Annotated in this window: 20 protein-coding genes; 9 read left to right on the forward strand and 11 right to left on the reverse strand. The window is 70.4% G+C overall.

Annotation, left to right across the window (positions count from 1 at the left end; all coding sequences use genetic code 11):
* The first annotated feature begins 47 nt into the window (after positions 1-47).
* Positions 48-461, forward strand: a complete 414-nt coding sequence (locus ABZX37_RS06660) for a hypothetical protein (protein ID WP_354736678.1) — start codon at positions 48-50, stop codon at positions 459-461.
* Positions 458-781 carry a hypothetical protein gene (locus ABZX37_RS06665; protein ID WP_354736680.1) on the forward strand — a complete coding sequence of 108 codons (324 nt, stop codon included), beginning with the start codon at positions 458-460 and terminating at the stop codon, positions 779-781. Before ABZX37_RS06660 ends, ABZX37_RS06665 begins: the two co-directional genes overlap by 4 nt.
* 18 nt (positions 782-799) lie before the next feature.
* Here ABZX37_RS06665 and ABZX37_RS06670 read toward each other — a convergent pair whose 3' ends face one another.
* The 3 genes from ABZX37_RS06670 to ABZX37_RS06680 form a co-directional block, all read right to left on the reverse strand.
* Positions 800-1555: an adenosylcobinamide-GDP ribazoletransferase gene (locus tag ABZX37_RS06670; protein ID WP_354736682.1), complete on the reverse strand. Its 756-nt coding sequence runs from the start codon at positions 1553-1555 to the stop codon at positions 800-802.
* 367 nt (positions 1556-1922) lie between these two features.
* On the reverse strand, positions 1923-2936 hold the full coding sequence (cobT, locus tag ABZX37_RS06675; protein WP_354736684.1) for a nicotinate-nucleotide--dimethylbenzimidazole phosphoribosyltransferase: 1014 nt from the start codon (positions 2934-2936) through the stop codon (positions 1923-1925).
* Between the two features lie 10 nt (positions 2937-2946).
* A complete protein-coding gene (locus ABZX37_RS06680; protein WP_354736686.1) occupies positions 2947-3552 on the reverse strand; it encodes a bifunctional adenosylcobinamide kinase/adenosylcobinamide-phosphate guanylyltransferase in 606 nt (201 codons plus the stop codon).
* Between the two features lie 36 nt (positions 3553-3588).
* Between ABZX37_RS06680 and ABZX37_RS06685 the strand changes: the two genes are divergently transcribed.
* A complete protein-coding gene (locus ABZX37_RS06685; protein ID WP_354736688.1) occupies positions 3589-4527 on the forward strand; it encodes a cobalamin biosynthesis protein in 939 nt (312 codons plus the stop codon).
* Between the two features lie 34 nt (positions 4528-4561).
* Entirely contained in the window at positions 4562-6040 is a 1479-nt protein-coding gene (locus ABZX37_RS06690) for a cobyric acid synthase (RefSeq protein ID WP_354736690.1), read from the forward strand.
* Between the two features lie 4 nt (positions 6041-6044).
* Here the strand turns inward: ABZX37_RS06690 and ABZX37_RS06695 are convergent, their stop codons facing one another.
* The 5 genes from ABZX37_RS06695 to ABZX37_RS06715 form a co-directional block, all read right to left on the reverse strand.
* The gene (locus tag ABZX37_RS06695; RefSeq protein WP_354736692.1) at positions 6045-6605 is read right to left on the reverse strand and encodes a DUF4190 domain-containing protein; all 561 of its coding nucleotides are present in this window, start codon (positions 6603-6605) and stop codon (positions 6045-6047) included.
* Between the two features lie 73 nt (positions 6606-6678).
* Positions 6679-7320, reverse strand: coding sequence for a response regulator transcription factor (locus tag ABZX37_RS06700; RefSeq protein WP_354736694.1), 642 nt, complete (start codon positions 7318-7320; stop codon positions 6679-6681).
* Positions 7314-8408 carry a histidine kinase gene (locus tag ABZX37_RS06705; RefSeq protein WP_354736696.1) on the reverse strand — a complete coding sequence of 365 codons (1095 nt, stop codon included), beginning with the start codon at positions 8406-8408 and terminating at the stop codon, positions 7314-7316. Before ABZX37_RS06705 ends, ABZX37_RS06700 begins: the two co-directional genes overlap by 7 nt.
* Positions 8409-8469: 61 nt before the next feature.
* On the reverse strand, positions 8470-9063 hold the full coding sequence (locus ABZX37_RS06710; protein WP_354736698.1) for an alpha/beta hydrolase: 594 nt from the start codon (positions 9061-9063) through the stop codon (positions 8470-8472).
* Positions 9060-9782 carry a TetR/AcrR family transcriptional regulator gene (locus ABZX37_RS06715; RefSeq protein WP_354736700.1) on the reverse strand — a complete coding sequence of 241 codons (723 nt, stop codon included), beginning with the start codon at positions 9780-9782 and terminating at the stop codon, positions 9060-9062. Before ABZX37_RS06715 ends, ABZX37_RS06710 begins: the two co-directional genes overlap by 4 nt.
* A 101-nt stretch (positions 9783-9883) precedes the next feature.
* Here ABZX37_RS06715 and ABZX37_RS06720 point away from each other — a divergent pair, with 101 nt between their 5' ends.
* The 3 genes from ABZX37_RS06720 (at position 9884) to ABZX37_RS06730 (ending at position 12276) form a co-directional block, all read left to right on the forward strand.
* Positions 9884-11323, forward strand: a complete 1440-nt coding sequence (locus tag ABZX37_RS06720; protein WP_354736701.1) for an MFS transporter — start codon at positions 9884-9886, stop codon at positions 11321-11323.
* Between the two features lie 23 nt (positions 11324-11346).
* The gene (locus ABZX37_RS06725; protein ID WP_354736702.1) at positions 11347-11694 is read left to right on the forward strand and encodes a nuclear transport factor 2 family protein; all 348 of its coding nucleotides are present in this window, start codon (positions 11347-11349) and stop codon (positions 11692-11694) included.
* A 117-nt stretch (positions 11695-11811) separates the two neighbouring features.
* Positions 11812-12276: a phage tail protein gene (locus ABZX37_RS06730; protein ID WP_354736703.1), complete on the forward strand. Its 465-nt coding sequence runs from the start codon at positions 11812-11814 to the stop codon at positions 12274-12276.
* Here the strand turns inward: ABZX37_RS06730 and ABZX37_RS06735 are convergent.
* The 3 genes from ABZX37_RS06735 to ABZX37_RS06745 form a co-directional block, all read right to left on the reverse strand.
* Positions 12260-13498: a hypothetical protein gene (locus ABZX37_RS06735; RefSeq protein ID WP_354736704.1), complete on the reverse strand. Its 1239-nt coding sequence runs from the start codon at positions 13496-13498 to the stop codon at positions 12260-12262. The genes ABZX37_RS06730 and ABZX37_RS06735 overlap by 17 nt on opposite strands.
* A 58-nt stretch (positions 13499-13556) precedes the next feature.
* The gene (locus ABZX37_RS06740; protein ID WP_354736705.1) at positions 13557-13994 is read right to left on the reverse strand and encodes a hypothetical protein; all 438 of its coding nucleotides are present in this window, start codon (positions 13992-13994) and stop codon (positions 13557-13559) included.
* 61 nt (positions 13995-14055) lie between these two features.
* Positions 14056-14931, reverse strand: coding sequence for a LysR family transcriptional regulator (locus ABZX37_RS06745; protein WP_354736706.1), 876 nt, complete (start codon positions 14929-14931; stop codon positions 14056-14058).
* A gap of 100 nt (positions 14932-15031) precedes the next feature.
* On the opposite strand from ABZX37_RS06745, the gene ABZX37_RS06750 reads away from it, so the two are divergent.
* Complete coding sequence (locus ABZX37_RS06750; RefSeq protein WP_354736707.1) at positions 15032-16336, forward strand: MFS transporter; 1305 nt, start codon at positions 15032-15034, stop codon at positions 16334-16336.
* Positions 16337-16341: 5 nt separating this feature from the next.
* Positions 16342-17988: an amidohydrolase gene (locus tag ABZX37_RS06755; RefSeq protein ID WP_354736708.1), complete on the forward strand. Its 1647-nt coding sequence runs from the start codon at positions 16342-16344 to the stop codon at positions 17986-17988.
* Positions 17989-18043: the final 55 nt, after the last annotated feature.

Below are 18043 nucleotides of genomic sequence, written 5' to 3' on the forward strand. Positions count from 1 at the left end.
CTGTGCCGGGAGAATGATGGCGGAGGGAGCTGAGGGGAGAAGTGCTGATGTTGTTCGCGTACTCCCGTTTCGACACCTCGGATCTGCATTATCGGGGCAGGGGCGACGTCTTCGTCAACGTGGAAGCCGATCTTGAGGTCGTGGACGACGGAATCGTTCTCTGCGCCTGGAAGTCGTTCCCGGTGGCGGAACTCGCCGTGGCACTGCGGACGTGGAAGGCCCGCCCGGAGGCGGACCGGCCTGACTTCGAGTTCCTGTCTCTTTCGCTGGAAGGACGATGGCCACTGCGGATCTGCCGCGCGCCCGGCGGCTGGCAAGCGATCGACGACGCGGTCCGGATCGTGCGCGGTGCCGTGCGCCCGGCCGCGGAGATCGACACGGCGATCGACGATTTCGCGCGAAAGGTGCGGGCGGAATCCGTGCGCACGGCGGGTTCGTGGATTGAGGAGTTTTTCGTATGACAAGGCTGCTGAACGAGGACGAGCGCGCGGTACTGCGCCGAATCCTCGCGGGCCGTCCGGGGCTGCTCGCGCAAGTGGACCGGGCGGAGGTGGTCGCGACCTGGGCTCCAGGTTCGGTGAGCGTCGACATCGAGGTGCCCGGCGCGATCCCGGACGGCGACCTGAACGGGGTGTTTCCCCGGCTGGCCTTGGTGGAGGACGCCGGCGAGTTCCTCGTGTGGGTCGCTCAGGGCGTACTGTCCGGTTTGGAATACGCCACCTACCTCGGCGAATACCCGACCTCCCTGCCGGACGCGGAGACGATTTCCTTTCCGGAGTAACGGCGGGCTGGCGCTTGGTCAGGCGGTCGCCAGCAACGCCGCGGCCACCGCGACCTCGACGCAGCCGCCGAGGACGTCGCCGGTCACTCCGCCGATGCGCTGGACGCACCGGGCCAGCAACACCGCCGCGGCCGCGTAGCCGAGCGCCACCGCGAGGACCCCTCGCCACCACGGCAATCCCGGCGTCAACGCGGCGCACCCCGCCGCGAGCACGAACACCGCCGCGGCCACCAGGACCGGAACGGACCCGGCGACCGTCGCGCCCAACCCCTCCGGTCGGGCCGAAGGGACCCCTCGCGCGCAGCACAACGAGAGCACACACCGTCCACACAGGACGGACAGGACCGCGGCGGCGATCCCGTGCCCGTGCGCGATCGCGCCGGTCAGCGCGCCGGTTTGGACGAGCAGGACGAAGAGCAGCGTCGCGACACCCGTAGGTCCCGAGTCGCCGCGCCGCATGACGTCGAGGGCTTTCGCGCGGTCGTAGGAGGCACCGAGTCCGTCGGCGGTGTCGGCGAGTCCGTCGAGATGCAGTCCGCGGCTACCCAGGGCGACCGCCCCGAGCGCCAGTGCGGCGACGGCCAGCGCGGGGAGCCCGATCGCGACTCCACCGGCCACGATCAGCCCCGCCACCGCCGCGAGCGGCAGCGCGGCCAGCGGGCCTAGCGTCATCGCCACCCCCGCCACGCCCCGGTCGATCGCGCGCGGTGCGGGGACCGGGACGGTGGTCAGGGTGCCGACGGCCAGCCGGATGCCGTCGCTCAGCGGGATCACGGCTCGCGCCCCAATGCCACATTGGGTGCGTGGGATGCACCGAATGCCACATTGGGTGCACCCGGCGCACCGAACGCCACATTGGGTGCGTGGGATGCACCGAATGCCACATTGGGTGCACCCGGCGCACCGAACGCCACATTGGGTGCGTGAGATGCACCCAACGCCACATTGGGGCGGTTCCCGGCGAAGCGAACTTCGAGTCGATCCGCCACCCGAACTCCGAACCAGCCCCCGAGCCGAACCGCAGGCCAGCGCCACGAGCCCGAGCCCGACCTCCACCCCGAGCCCGAGCCCGAGCCTGACCCCGAGCCCGGCCCGAGCAAGCCTCGCCCGCCGAACAAGCCTCGCCCTCCGACCAAACCCGTCACCCGAGGTCCGCCAGCAAACCCATCTCCGCGATCACCGCGCGCGCCGCCCGCAGCGTCGGCACCGCCTGTACCGCCCCGCTGCCTTCCCCGAGCCGCAGGCCCAGATCCAGGATCGGCGTCAACCCCAAAGCCTTCAAAGCAAACGCTTGCGCGGGCTCCGTCGAACGGTGCCCCGCCAGCCACCACTGCTCCGCACCTGGCGCGATGTCCCGGGCCACCAGCGCGGCCGTCGCGGAGAAAATCCCGTCCAGCACCACCGGGATCCCCCGAACCGCCGCTTCCACCAGGAACCCGGCCGTCGCCGCGAGGCAGGCGCTGCCCAGGGCGGTCAGGCGGTCGAAAGCATCGGTCACGGAGCGGCGCGCAAGAGCAGCGGCAACGACCGAAGTCTTGCGCTCCAAAGCCTCCCCGGACACGCCAGTCCCGGTCCCGACCACTTCGGCAGCGGGCAGGCCCAAAACCGACGCCACCACCGCAGCACCGACAGTGGTGTTGCCGATGCCCATGTCGCCAGGAATGAGAACGTCCGCAGTGGACTCCGAAGCAGCGATGGCGCGACCCGCCTCAAAAGCCGCAAGAGCCTCGCCGGGGGCCAAAGCGTCTTCGACGTCGATAGCGCCCGAACCGCGGCGGATCTTGTGGGCGGTGACCTCCGCGGGGACGTCCGAAGCGTCCCAGTCCACCGCGATGTCGGCTACCCGCACCTTTGCCCCGACCTGCGCCGCGAGCACCGTTACCCCGCTCCGCCCGGCCAGGAAGACGCGCACCATCGCCGCCGTCACCTCGCGCGGGTACGCCGACTGCGCCGACACCCCGTGGTCGCCGGCGAAGACGACCACGCGGACGTCGTCCAGCGGGCGCGGCGGGACCACGCCGTGCGCGGCGCTCAGCCAGGCCGCGAGTTCTTCCAGCCTGCCGAGGGAGCCGACCGGTTTGACCAGGCCGTCCAGCCGCTCCAGGGCGGTGGCGCGGGCGGCGGCGTCCGGGACGGGGATGGCGAAACGCGGCACGGCTAGCTCCTCACGGAAGGTCGAGCGCCCGCCCGGCGACGATCAGCGAAACGCGGTCGCTGTCGGCGGACACCCGGTTGTTGAGTGCGCCCAGCACATCACGGAACAGCCGCCCGGACACCGTTGCGGGCACCACACCGCTGCCGACCTCGTTGCTGACCGCGACGATCGGCACCCGCGCCTGGCTCCACGCGGCGAGGAAATCCTCGAGCCGGTCGTCCAGTCTGCGCTCCCAGCCCGTTGTGCCCGTCCACGCGCCGACCTCGTCGAGCACCCGCGACAGCCAGGTGCCGAGACAGTCGATCAGCAACGGGCTGGTCGCGTTGCGCAGCACGGTCGCCAGATCGGTGGTCTCGATCGTCGTCCAGTGGCGGGGGCGGCGGGCCCGGTGCGCCTCGACGCGGGCGGCCCATTCCGGGTCCTCCGCCGACGGGGGCAGCCCGGGAGCGACGTACACGAGGTGGGGGTGGTGCGCGACGAGCCGCTCCGCGTGCCTCGACTTGCCCGAGCGAACCCCGCCGAGAACGAGCACCTTGCCGTCGTCGCGTCCGTACCGGCGGAGGGCCTGCGCCAGGGTTTCGAGAGACCCGGCGAGCCGGTGCGTCAGCTTGGTCATACCCGGCATTCTCTCCCTAGCGCTACGGTTCGCCACGTGCCACTCCGACAAGCCGCCGCCGCGGCCGGGATCGTTGCCGGATACGCCGTCGACGCGTGGTTCGGCGACCCGCGCCGGGGCCATCCGGTCGCGCTCTTCGGCACCGCCGCTGGCCAGCTGGAACGCTGGTGGTGGGCCGATTCCAAGCCGCGTGGCGCGGGCTACGCGGCGGTCTGCGCGGGGTCGGTCGCCGGGCTGGGATTTCTTGCCGAGCGAGCCGCGCGGAACCGGCCGGGTGTCCGATTTGTCCTGACTGCCGCGGCGACGTGGGTCGTCCTCGGCGGTCGCGGGCTCGCCGCGGAGGGGCACGAAATGGCGCGATTACTCGAATCGGGTGAATTGCCCGCCGCTCGGCAGCGGCTCAGCCACCTCTGCGCGCGCGACGCCACCGGTCTCGACGCCGCCGAGCTGACCCGCGCGGCCACCGAATCGATCGCCGAGAACACCTCGGACGCGGTCGTCGCGCCCCTGCTGTGGGGCGCGGTCGCGGGCGTGCCGGGCCTGCTCGGGTATCGCGCGGTGAACACGCTTGACGCGATGGTCGGCTACCGCTCGCCGCGGCACCGCAACTTCGGCTGGTTCGCCGCGCGCACCGACGACTGGATCAATCTGGTGCCGGCGCGCGTCGGCGCGGTGCTGACGGTGCTGACCGCGCCGTTGGCCGGCGGGCACGCGCGGTCGGCTTGGCGCGCTTGGCGACGGGACGGGAGCGCGCATCCGAGTCCGAACGCGGGACAGGTCGAGGCCGCGTTCGCGGGGGCGCTGGACATCCGGCTCGGCGGCACGAATACGTATCACGGCGAGGTCGAGCGCCGGGGCACGCTGGGTGACGGACGTCCGCCGGGAGCGCGCGATTTGCGCCGGGCGGTGCGGTTGTCGCGGCTGGTGGGGGCGGCGGCGCTGGCGGTCGCGGCGGGGATCGCGGTGGCTCGGTGAGCGGGTCGCGGAGCGCGGGCATTACGGTGGCGAAATGAGCGGGCTGCTGATCGCCGGGACGACCTCCGACGCCGGGAAAAGCCTGGTCACCGCCGGACTCTGCCGGTGGTTCGCGCGGCGCGGGGTGCGGGTCGCCCCGTTCAAGGCGCAGAACATGTCGAACAACTCCATGGTGTGCGCGGACGGCGCGGAGATCGGCCGCGCGCAGTGGCTGCAGGCGCGGGCCGCGCGGGTGGAGCCGGAAGCGGCGATGAACCCCGTGCTGCTCAAGCCCGGCAGCGACCGGCGCAGTCACGTCATCGCGCTCGGCAAGCCGTACGGCACCCTCGAAGCCGGGGAGTACGCCACCGGACGCGCTGGGCTCGCGGAGATCGCCTTCGACGCGTTCGCCCAGTTGCGGCAACGGTTCGACCTCGTCGTCTGCGAAGGAGCGGGCAGTCCGGCGGAGATCAACCTGCGCTCCGGCGACTACGTCAACATGGGCCTCGCGCGGCGGTTTTCCCTGCCGGTGCTGGTGGTCGGCGACATCGATCGCGGCGGGGTGCTCGCCGCGATGTTCGGGACGCTCGCGTTGCTGTCGGCCGAGGACCAGGCCTTGGTGGCGGGCTGGCTGGTCAACAAATTCCGCGGCGACGTCGGATTGCTGCAGCCGGGGTTGAACAGCCTGGAGAAGGTCACCGGACGGCCGGTGCTGGGTGTGCTGCCGTGGCTGGACCGCGTGTGGATCGACTCCGAGGACGCCCTGGCGGCGGCCGGATGGCGGCACGAAGCCGCGCAACGCGGGTTGCGGGTGGCAGTGGTCCGGTTCCCTAGGGCTTCCAATGCCACCGACGTGGACGCGCTCGCGGCCGAGCCCGGCGTGACGGTGAGTCTCACCGCCGATCCGGACACCGTCGCCGCCGCGGATCTGGTTGTGTTGCCGGGCTCTCGGGCCACTGTGGACGATCTGAAGTGGTTGCGTGAGCGAGGTTTGGCGGACGCGGTGACCGCGCGGGCCAAAGCGGGGCTTCCGGTGCTGGGGATCTGCGGCGGGTACCAGATGCTCGCGGAGTCCATTGAGGACGATGTCGAATCGGGTGCCGGTCTCGTCGAAGGGCTGGGGCTGCTGCCGACGCGCGTGACGTTCGCGGGGGAGAAGGTGCTCGGCCGTCCGACTGGCGAATGGCGCGGACATCGGGTGGACGCATACGAGATCCACCATGGCAGCGCCGCCCCGGCGGCCGCGGAGTCGTTTTTGGACGGTTATCGCGTCGGTTCGGTGTGGGGCACGACGTGGCATGGCGCGTTGGAGAACGACGGGTTCCGCCGCGCTTGGCTTACCGAAGCGGCGGCGCAGGCGGGCATCGAATGGCAGGCCGCCGAAGGGGCACCGGGGTTCGCGGACCTGCGCGAGGACATGCTGGACCGGTTGGCCGACGCGATTCAGTCCGAAGTGGACACCGGGATGCTCATGGCACTGGCGGAGGCGGGCGCTCCGGGCGGATTGCCGTTCGTGCCGCCGGGTGCGCCCTGACCGGTCAGTGCACGACCCGGCCGGTGGTGGGGAAGTCGGTCTCGAGCGTGCACACCGCGTGTTGATCGGGTGAGTCCGATGTGGACGGCTGCCGTGCGCTCACGTGAACGTAGTCCGGCGGGACACTGCTGGCGAAGTACTCCTTGGCTTCGGCCGCACAGGCGTTGCGGAGCGAATCGCCGCCGGGCACCAGGCGGAACACCTCGATGTCGTGCGCGTCCTCGCATGACACAGGGCTGGCCTTGGTGCCCGAGCGGAAGCAGTCGCCGGGGCTGGCGTGGAACAGCGGGTCCGCTGAAGGACTGGCGACCGTGAGCCCGATCAGGAGCACCGCCAGCCATGCGCCGCTGATCGACAGCCCGGCGATCGCGAGCCCGCGGCCCGGGTTGCCGAGCACGCGGATCTGGCGGAGCGCGATGATCCCGAACGCGATGCTCAGCGGCAGGCTGAACGCCGGGATGGCGAGGACCAGCGACGCGATCGCGAAGCCGTTGGCGCCGCGCGGTTGCATCGGCGGCGGTGGCGCGTCTTCGTAGCTCGGCCCGGTCGGTTTCGGCGGCAGCATGGGGTCCCCTCGGAACTGGCCCCCCGACCCGGCGTCGAGCATAGAACCTGGCAACCCGTTGCGGGATAACGATTCAGGCGAGCCCGGCGTCGTGCACGAGAATCGCGACCTGGGTGCGGTTCGCCGCCTCGGTCTTGGTCATGATCCGTCCCAAGTGGACCTTCACGGTCGCCTCGCTGAGCCCGAGCCCGCGGGCGATCTCGGCGTTGCTCGAACCCTGCGCGACGGCCACGGCGACCTCGCGTTCCCTCGGTGTCAGCGGTTCGAGCCGGGCTCGGGCGGGCGTCGGGGTGGCGGCGGTGGCGAAGTGCGTCAGCAGCCGACGGGTGATCGACGGCGACAGCATCGCCTCGCCGCTGCCCACCACGTGCATCGCCTTGACCAGCTCGCGCGGCGGCGTGTCCTTGAGGAGGAAACCCGTGGCACCGTGGCGAAGCGCCTCGTGCACGTACTCGTCCAGGTCGAACGTCGTCAGCACGACCACCGCGGGCGCGTCCGGTTCGGCGGTCACCAGCCGGGTCACCTCCAGGCCGTCGACCTCGGGCATCTGCACGTCGGTGAGCACGAGGTCCGGCCGGTGCTCGCGGACCAGCGCGAGCACTCCGCGACCGTCGCCGGCCTCCGCGACCACCTCGATCCCCGGATCGGACTCCAGGATCATCCGGATGCCGCTGCGCACGAGCACCTCGTCGTCGATCAGCAGGATTTTCAGCACTTTTCCTCCGCTCGCAGCGGGAACGCGGCCCGCACCCGGTAGCTGCCCGCGCCGTCCGGACCGGCGCGGAGCGTTCCTCCGGTCAGCGTGACGCGTTCGCGCATGCCGATCACGCCGTAGCCCGCACCGGGCAGCCCGGCCGAATCGGCGAGCGGATTGGCCACTTCGACCACCAGGTCATCGTCGGAAGTGGACAGTCGCACGTCGATTGTCGTTCCCGGGGAGTGTTTCGCGGCGTTGGTGAGCGCTTCCTGCACGATCCGGTACGCCGCGCGCCCGATCTGATCGGGCACATCCGGCATCGGGTCCGGCAGGTCAGCGCGGACCCGCGCACCGGCGGCGGCGAGGTCGTCGGCGAGCTGGCGGACTCCGGCCAGCGTCGGGTCCGGCAGCGAGCGCGGTTCCGGACCGTCGTCGCGGAGCACCTGCAGGATGTCGCGCAATTCGTTGAGCGCGGCGGAACTCGATTCACGGATGATCTCGGCGAGCTGCACGGTCTCGTCGTCCTTGGCCCGCACGGAAAGCGCGCCCGCCTGCAGCGCGACAATGCTGACCCGATGCGCGACGACGTCGTGCATCTCGCGCGCGATCCGCCGCCGCTCCGCTGTCACGGCCCGCTCGCCGAGCAGGTCACGCTCGCGTTCGGCCTGTTCCGCGCGGTCGCGCAGGGCGGCGAGCAAGGCCGCGCGCTGGTGCATCCACAGTCCGGCCAGCGTCGGGACCCCGACCATCAGCACGAGGGCGAGTCCGAACGTCTTCCAGTCCTGCGGCGTTGACGTCCGGGAAAACGACGCCATCAGCCCGATCTCCGCCAGCACCGCGACCGCGGTCGGCCAGCGGAGCCCGCGCAGCGAAGCGACCGTGTAGAGGGTGACGGACGTACCCCAGAACGGCGGCGTGGCGAGCGCGACGCCGACCGACACCAGCATCGTGCTCAACGGGAACCGGCGGCGCAGCAGCACCGCCGCGAACATCACCGCGACCGCGATCGGCCAGAACCACGGCCGGCTCGCGTCCGGCAGCTCGCCGGCCAGCGTCAGGCCGAGCACGGCGAGCGCGACGGCCAGGTCGATCAGGTGGTTGCGCACCAAGCCACCGTAGGCCTTGCACGAAATTCCCTCACCGGGCGTCCGCGGGGGAAATCGGGGTTCAGCGGTCGGCGAACCCGGCGATCGAGGCGAGCAGACCGTCCACATGGGACGCGAAGCCCGGACTGGGCGGCTCCGGACAGCCGGGGAGTTCCGTGCATCCGGGCACGAGCCGCCGGAGGGAATCGACGGTGCGGCGCTGGTGGAACGGATTGTCCGGGACGGACGGAAGCACGCCGACCGGCATGGCGAGCGTGGCCAGCTCGTCGTCGGTGACGCCGCGCAGGGTCTCGCCCCGCAGCAGTGCACGCGGGACCCCGGCCAAGCTGGCGCGGGCGTCGACCTCGGCGTCTCCGGCGGTGGCGGGCCAGGCGAGCAGCAGCCGGTCGATCCGCCGCGGAAAGGCCAGCGCGAGCCGGACAGCCGCGGAGCACCCGTTCGAACCGGCGACGACAACGACCGGCCGGTCCGGCAGGAATGCGGCGAGATGCGCGGCTTCGGCGGGCCAGTCCGGCGGGTGCCGGAGGCGATCGGGGGCCAGTACCGTGCCACCCTTCCGGCGGAGGCCGCCGGTGATCCCCGGCCGCGTCCAGAACCGGTCGGCGTCCATGTCTTCCCACAGTCCGCCGTGGACCAGCAGGAAAACCACGTTCACCGGGCCCGGTCGGCGGGAGTGATTCCCAGGGTTTTCGTCAGGTCCAGCAGTTCGGCCCGGTACAGCCGCCCCGGGTCGAGGACCTGCGGCCGCAAGTGCCCGTACACCTCCAGCGCCACCAGCCCGTGCATCCGCCCCCAGACCCGCATCGCCAGTGCGACCGCGGCGGGCGGCAGGTCGGGGAATTCTCCCCGGATCACCGCGGCGAAACCGGGGTCGAAATCCGCCCAGTCGTAGCCGTCGTCGGACAGTCGTTTGCTCGCGTGCGGCCAGGCGTCGGCGACGAGTCCGGTGAGCACCGCGCACGCCCGGTGTTCCGCGTCCGCCGCCGCGCCGCCTTCGGGGGCCTGGTAGCCGGGCAGCGGGTCGCCGTAGATGAGCTGGAACTCCTCGGGACGGCTGACCGCCCAGTCCCGGAAGGCTTCCCCGACGGCGAGCACCCGGCCCTCCGGATCGTCCTCGGGCACGGCGTCGCGGGCGGCTTCCTCCTTGCCCGCCAACGCCGAGTAGATCTCCGCGATCAGTGCGTTGACCAGGTCGTCGCGGGTGGCGTAGTAGCCGTAGAGCGCGCCGGCGGTCATGCCCATCTCGCGCGCGATCGCCCGCAGCGAGATCGCGGACGGCCCGCCTTCGGTCATCAACCGCAGCGCGATCGCCTTGATCTCCTGGCTGGCTTCCGCGCGCAGCCGTTCCCGTCTGCTGGGCACCCGAGCTTCCACGCTTGACACTCTACAGCGCTCGGCTACTATTCGCCGTGCTGTTACTGAACGCCGTGTAGTAATTGATAGCCGTGTAGAACGGCTCGGAGGAAACACATTCGATGGAGACCTCAGTCGCCCGGCGGTCCGGGCTGGCCCTGGCGCTGCTGGCGTTCGCCCAGTTCGTGATCGCGCTGGACTACAACATCGTTTACGTCGCGCTGCCCGACATCGGCCGCGAACTGGGCTTCACGGCGCAGTCGCTGCAGTGGGTCGTCAGCGCGTACGCCGTGGGGTTCGGCGGGTTCCTGCTCTTCGGCGGCCGGATCGTCGACAGATTCGGGGCCCGGCGCACCTTCGTCGCGGGCCTCGCGATTTTCGGATTCGCCTGCCTCGCCGGGGGTTTCGCGGGAAATCCCGGACTCCTGGACGCGGCGCGCGCCGTCCAGGGGCTTGGTGCCGCGCTGCTCACTCCGGCGACGCTCGCGTTGATCAGCACGAGCTTTGCCGAAGGCCCTGCCCGCAACCGCGCGCTGGCGGTGTGGGGCGCGGCGGGCAGCGGCGGACTCGCCGCCGGCGCGTTGCTCGGCGGCGTGCTCACCAACGCGCTGGGCTGGCAGTGGGTGCTGTTCCTGCTGGTACCGCTTGCCTTGGGCGCTGCCCTCGCCGCTCGTCCGGTGCTCGCCGCCGACCCCGTTCGTTCCGCTGTGCGCGGCGGATTCGACCTCACCGGCGCGATCGTGGCCAGCGCCGGCTCGTCGCTGCTGGTCCTCGGCCTGGTCAGCGGGCCGGAAGTGGGCTGGGTTTCGTGGCGGGGCCTCGGCGCGTTGCTCGGCGGGGCCGTGCTGCTGGCCGTGTTCGCGGTCGTGGAGAAGCGCACTCGCGACCCGCTGGCCCCGCTGCGACTGTTCGGCAACCGCAGCCTGCTCGTCGCGATGGGAGTGATCCTCGTCTTCCAAAGCGGCCTGGGCGGGGCGTACTACCTGTTCACCGCCTACCTGCAGAACGTGCTGGGGTACAACGCTTTGCAGGCTGGTCTCGCGTTCCTGCCGCTGACGATCATCTCGATGGCGGCGTCGCTGAAGCTGACCGGAATCCTCCTCGGCCGGTGGGGCATCCGCACGACGCTGTTCACCGGCATGCTCGTCAACGGCGCCGGGCTGGCCTTGCTCGCTGTCGGAATGGCCGTCGGCGCGTCGTTCTGGACTGTCCTCGCCGGACTCGTCGTCTGGGGCGTCGGCGGCGGGCTGACTTTCCCGGCGATGTTCGTCTCCGCGGCCTCCGGCGTCGCACCTGGAGAACAGGGCGTCGCCTCCGCGTTGGCGACCACGTCGCAGCAGATCGGCGGCGCCATCGGCCTCGCGGTACTCGTCGCGGTCGCCAACGCGGGCCTCGATCTGCACGCGGTGCCGGAGCCGTCCGCGGTGGTCGGCGGACTTCGCGTCGCGCTGTGGGTCGCCGGTATCGCCTCGGTGGCCGGCGGCTTCCTCGCGTTCCTGGTGAAACGACCGCCGCGGCAAACCCGCACAGCCCCGGACACCGTCGGCGCTTCCGCCGAATAACCCATAGAAATGGAGAAACATCAATGAGCACCACTGCCAGCGAGCTCGTGCAGGCCTACTTCGAGGCGTGGAATACCTTCGACGCCGAGCAGCGCCGCAAAACGCTCGAAGCGATCTTCACCGAGGACGCCGACATCGTCGACCCGGACTGGACTGCCGACGGCCGGGAGGCGATCGTCGACGCGGTCGGCCAGGCCCGGGAGAAGCTGGGCGACCTCGCCCTAGGCCTCACCCAGGTGATCAGCGCGCACCACGACGTGGCTCTGTACGCGTGGTACCTCGGCAAGGAGACCGAGCCCGTGGCCGCCGGATACGGCGTCCTCACGTTCGAAAAGGGCCGCATCAGCGAGGCTCGCAACTTCTTCGGTTGACCGACCGGGGCCGGGCAGCGCTGCCCGGCCCCGCGCCGGGGAACGAGTCGCGAACGGCCGCGAGCCCGAGGTACTCTCCGGTCGTCGCGATCAGGCCCAGCCAGGGGAGTGCGGATCATGTCCTACGCCGTCGATTTCACCACCGTGTCGACAGTCGGCCTGGAGTCCTCTCCGGTCGCGGACGCGCTCGCCGGGCTGCGGGCCAACGAGGCTCGCTACTTCAAGAACAAGTACGACCACGTGTTCACCGTCGAGCCCGCGGCCGAGGTCCCGGAGATCATCGGCTGGGTGCACGGGATTCTCGAGGACGAACGGGATCTCGTCATTTCCTCGCGGCCGCTCGAGGCGAGCGAATTCGAGGTCGACGGCATCCGGATGGCTTACGTCTTCTACGAGAGCGGCCTGTCGATCAACGTCATGTACACCCTGGGGGAGGGCGGCAAGCGGGCCGTCGGGTTCAAGCTCTCCGACGGGATGGACGTGCCCGGGGAACTCGCCGACAAGTTCAAGTTCGCGCGGCAGAAGTCGAAGCTCGCCGGGACGATCCGCGGGTCCTACTTCGTCATCAAGAACGAGCACTGACCCGCAGCGCGGCGCTGCGCAGGCACAACAGCAGCGGGAGAGAGCTGTCGTCGCGCAGTCGCGGCGGCAGTGCGCTCGCTTCGGCCAGGGGTACGCCGTCGGTCAGTTCTTGGCCTAGCGCGGCCAGATCGATCTCCAGGACGGTGACTCCGGCGCTGTAGAGCCGTTCCGCGCCTTTCGCTCGGCGGCTGGTGAGTTCGGTGCTGTCGACGGACAGTTGCGTGATGCCGAAGAACTCCGGTTTCGCGCCGCGTTCGAGCCAGCGGGCGAAGCCGGTCAGCCGCGTCGAGGAGACTTCGCTGGGCCGGACCGCAGCTTCCTCGCAGAGTTCGCGTTCCATTCCGGCGCACACTGCGGTGTGCAGGGTCCGCCGGGTTCCTCCTTGCGCGGTAAGGAGATCCCGCGGTTCGAGGCTGCCGCTTCCGGACGGGGCGAGCAGTAGTCCACTGGCCGAATTCCGCGCCGACTGGCGGACGACGACGAGCAGACCGTCCGAAGTGAACGCGATCGTGGACACGCCGACGAGATCGGCGAGCGTGCTCGCGGCGAGGGTGCGCAGGGCGCCGGACGAGTCGGTCAACTCCTCGTTGCGCAGGTCGTATTCGCGGCCGTCAGCGGAGTTCGTGATGCGCAGCGACGCCAGTTCGTTGCTGCAGACCGCGTCGAAGAACCGGGCGCGGTGCAGGACGATCGGCGCCGGCCTGGCTCCGGTGACCGGCAGCGGTTCGCCGCGCATGCCGACGATCGGGCCGTTGAACAGCAACCGGCCGCGCGCCCGCAACGGCAGCACGTGCGGTGCGGTGGCCTTCAGCTTCGCGGGGAGCCGGTACGGATCTTCGGAGACGGTGATGCTGAAGGTGGTTTCGGTGAGCGCCGCGTCGATGGCGTCGCTGACCAAAGCGGTGCCGCGGGCGGGAATCGCCAGGTACTGCGCGTCTAGGTAGGCGCTCGGCGGCGGCGTGTCCGCGATCGGGAACGGCGCGACGATCGCGGTGAATTCGTAACCTGCCCACCGTTTCCGCAGCAAGCGGATGTCTCGTACCAGGGTCAGCAGGCCGAGCAGGAGCGCGACGATCGAGACCGCGACGCCGAACGCGCTCGGCAGGATCGTGACCGCACCGAGCACGACCCCGAGCGCGGACACGGCGACCGGCCATTCCCCGGCGCCGACGAAGAAGAGATAGTCGGCCGTGGCCCGGGCCCGGCGGGTCAGTTTTCCCATCGCCGCACTGTTTAGCACGGGATCGGCCGCCGGGTCACCGGATCGGGCGAAAAAGCCGCTACAGCCAGATCGTGCAGTAGAGACGGTGGCCGTCTGTGGCGGCCCCCTTGGCCAGGGCGGCGAGTTCCTTCAGAAAGGGGACGAGAAGCTCAGCGCTGATTTCTTGCCAGTGCTGCTCCGCGAAGGCAGCAGACGCGTCTTGGAGAGCAGTGTCGTCGGTGGCAGCCAGTGCGTCGCGGAAGGAGTTGGCCAGCGACAGCACCGCAGCAGCTTCCCCGTCTTCGAGGAGCGCGATGTCCCGGCCGCGGTCAGGGTCGGCCTCGACCTCCGCGGTGGTCCTGCGAGTCAGAGATGTCTCGACGGGCAGCAGATCCGTGATCGGATCGGCTCCCTTCACGGCGAGTTCGGCGTAGCCCGCGCAACGGGCATTGTCGGGATCGTCGAACGCGAGCGCGGCCATGGTGTCGTCCACCGCAACGAAGTAGCCATAAAGCACCAGCCGAGAATAGCCAAGCAAACCCGTTGTGCCCCACCGAAAACTTCTCACCGAGTGCGGCTCATTCGCCCAACGCGCCACGAAACTCCCGTAACCCCTCGACCAGCGCCAGAATCGACGGCCGGGCGTAATGGTCCGGTCGCCAGCCCGCGTACAGCGGCACGGTCAGCGGCCCGTCGGCGGTTTCGATCGGGACGGAGCGCAGGCCGAACCGGACGAGGTCGGTCACCAGGCACACCTCGCCACGACCGGCGGCGCGGGCTTGGGCGACGCTGGGGGAGCCGGTCTCGTTCAGCTCCGACGGGATGAGCCCGGCGCGGTGGAACGCCTCGTCCACGACCAGCCGCGCCGCGTTGCTGCGGTTCATCACCAGCAGCGGTTCGGTGGCCAGTTCGGCCAGCGGGATGGACGCCGCCTCGTACCAGCGGTGGCCCGGCCGCACCTGCGCCGACACCAGAACCCGGCCCAGCGCGGCGGTTTCCAGCTGCGCGGGCGGCGGGGACGTCGAGATGCCGAGGTCGGCGCTGCTGTGCAGGAGCCGGTCGAAAACCTGGTCCGGCGCGACCGGGAACGCGTCCCGCAGCACCGGCCCGGCCTTGCCGGTGGCCATGAACGGCGCCAGCAGACTGTCCACTGTGCTCGGCGGCGCGACGAGCGTCAGCGGAGTGTCCTCGGTACGGCCGATCGCGGCCATCACCGCGCCCGCCTCCTCGGCGCGGCGCACCAGATCCTGGGCGATCGGCACGAACCGGGTGCCCGCCGCGCTGAGCGTCAGCGAACCCGGCGACCGCGAGAACAACGCCACCCCGAGTTCGGTTTCCAGCGCCCGAAGCTGCCGCGACAGCGACGGTTGCGCGACCCGGACCGTGCGCGCCGCGGCGGTGACTGAGCCTTCTCGCGCGACGGCCAGGAAATAACGCACTACGCGCAGTTCCACGCCTATGCCTCCGAGGTATCGGAATGGGTCCGGACAGGTATTGGACAGCATAGGTCCCGAGACGAAGACTCTGGGGAACACCGCCGCCAGGGAGTAGCCCGTGAACCACGAAACCGCAACCGGCCGCCGGGCCGCGCTCGCCTCCTTCGCCGGGACGGCGATCGAGTGGTATGACTTCTACCTCTACGGAACCGCGTCCGCGCTGGTCTTCGGCAAGCTGTTCTTCCCGGAGCTGAACCCGGCGACCGGCGTGCTCGCCGCGTTCGGGACGTTCTGGGTCGGCTTCCTCGCCCGGCCGCTGGGCGGGATCGTGTTCGGGCACCTCGGCGACCGGGTCGGGCGCAAGAACACGCTGGTCGTCACGCTGCTGCTGATGGGTTTCGCGACCTTCGCGGTCGGGTTGCTGCCGACCTACGCCAAAATCGGCATCGCCGCGCCCTTGCTGCTCGTCGCACTTCGCGCCGTGCAAGGCGTTGCGGTCGGCGGGGAATGGGGCGGCGCGGTCGTCCTCGCGGCGGAGAACGCGCCTGCTGGGCGGGGTTCGTACTTCGCCATGTTCGCTCAACAGGGCTCGCCGGCTGGGTCGATTCTGTCCACAGTGGTCTTTCTGGCTGTGGGTGCGTTGCCGGACGAGCAGTTTCTGACCTGGGGCTGGCGGGTGCCGTTCCTGCTGTCCGGCGTGCTGGTCGCGCTGGGCTTGGTGATCCGATTGAAGGTCGAGGAACCGGCGGAATTCCTGCGCGCCAAGGCAACCGCGGCCGTCGCGAAGGTGCCGCTGCTCGAAGTCTTGCGGACTGCTTGGCGCACTGTGCTGCTCGGCATCGGCGCGAGCATCATGGGCATCGCCGCCGCGTACTTCAGCAACACGTTCGTCCTCGCCTGGTCCACGAACGAACTCGGCATCGGCCGCCAGACCATGCTGTACGTGCTGCTCGGCGCGTCTGTGGTGCAGTTCTGCTGGCAGCCGCTCGCGGCGCGGCTGGCCGAACGGGTCGGCGAAACCCGGTTCATGGCCGTTTCGCTGGCCTGCAACATCGTGGTGACCGTGCCGATGTACCTGCTGATCGCGTCCGGCAACCCGGGACTGGCGTTCGTCGGCATCGCGGTCGCGACCGTCTGCGGCTCCGGCTACTACGCGGTGCTCGCCGGATTCCTCACCCGCGGGTTCCCGATCCACCTGCGCTACACCGGAATCTCGCTGTCCTATCAGCTGTGCAGCACGATCTTCGGCGGCACCACGCCATTCATCGCGCAGGCCCTGCTCAACTCGACGCACGGGGCGATCTGGCCGGTCGTCATCTACCACGTCGTGCTGCTCTCGCTGACTCTCACCTGCGTCCTGGCGCTCGCCCGCCGCACCGCGGCCGTCGCCGAATCCGAGAAAACCCTGACCCGACAAGGATGAACCACGTGCGTCTCGATGCTTTATTCCATAATGGACGCTTCACCACGCTGGACGGAGACCGTCCGCAAGCGACCGCGCTGGGGGTGATCGGCGGCCGGATCGTCGGATTCGACGACGAGGTCCGCGGCCTCTCCGCGGACGTGGTGGTCGACCTCGGCGGCGCACCGGTCGTCCCTGGTCTCAACGACGCGCACCACCACTTGAGCATGCGCGGCAAGCGAATCCGCGAGCTGGACGTCTCCGCCGAGGCCGCCCCGACGCTCGACGCGCTCTACCGCGCGGTGGCGGAGCGGGCCGCGACCCTGCCCGCCGACGCCTGGGTCACCGGCGCGGGCTACGACCAGAACAAGATCGGCGCACATCCCACCGCCGAAGCCCTGCACCAAGCCGCCGGAGGACGGCCGGTCTGGCTCACGCACACGTCGCGGCACATGGCCGTGGCGAGCACCGAAGCCTTCGCGCTGGCCGGATATCCGGGCCGCCTGGGCGTTCCGGACGTTCCCGGCGGCACCGTGGTCCGCGACGAAGACGGCCGCGCCACCGGATTGCTGCAGGAACGCGCGACCGTGCTGGTCGACCGCCTGCTGCGCCCCGAGGCGACCGAAGAGGTCATCGCCAACATCGCCGCCGGTGCGCACGCCGCCCTCGCCGACGGCCTGACCAGCGTCACCGAGCCCGGCATCGGCACCGTCGACGGCATCGGCCACGGCCGCGCCGACCTCGATTCCTTCCAACGCACCCGGGAACGCGGCCAGCTGGGCGTCCGGATGACGGTAATGCCCTACATCACCGCCCTGCGCGACTGCGGTCTGTTCGAGCCAGGCGGCGAATGGTTCGGACTGGACCTCGGCGTGCGCACCGGCGTCGGCGACGACCGGTTGCGTATCGGCCCGGTCAAAATCCTCTCCGACGGTTCGCTGATCGGCCGGTCCGCCGCGATGTGCTGCGAATACGAGGACACCCCCGGCAACCAAGGACTGATGCTCTTCGAGCCGGACGAGCTGCGCCGCTACATCCTCGAGGCGCACCGGTGTCACTGGCAGATCGCTACCCACGCTATCGGCGACGCGGCCCTCGGAGCCGTGCTCGACGCGTATGAGGAGGCTCAGCAGAAGTACCCGCGCGAGGATGTCCGGCACCGCATCGAGCACTGCGCCGTCGCCGACGATGCCGCGGTGGCTCGAATCGCTCAGCTGGGCGTGATTCCCGTGCCGCAGGGGCGATTCCTGTCCGAGATCGGCGACGGGCTGCTCGCCGCGCTTGGCCCGGAACGCAGCCGTCTGGCGTATCGGATGCGGAGCTTCCTCGACGCCGGGGTGGTGCTGCCGGGGAGCACGGACGCGCCGGTGGTCGCGGCCTCGCCGTTGCTGAGCATCCACGACATGGTCAACCGCCGGACCGCGTCGGGCCAGCCGATCGCGCCGGAGGAGGCGGTGACTCCACTGGAGGCATTGCGCGCATACACGGTCGGTTCGGCTTATGCGGTGCACGAGGAAACGATCAAAGGCACGCTGAGCCGGGGGAAGCTCGCCGACTTCACCGTGCTGAGCGACGACCTGCTGGCGGTCGACCCGGCAACGATCGGCGAGATCAGCGTCGGCGCGACAGTGGTGGGCGGCGAGGTCGCCTACGACGCCGGAGCCGCGAGTTAGGTCCGTGAAGGGCTCCTTGAGGGAACCAGATTCCCTCAAGGAGCCCTTCACGGAC

The sequence above is a fragment of the Amycolatopsis sp. NPDC004079 genome (assembly GCF_040610415.1).
Taxonomy (GTDB): domain Bacteria; phylum Actinomycetota; class Actinomycetes; order Mycobacteriales; family Pseudonocardiaceae; genus Amycolatopsis; species Amycolatopsis halotolerans.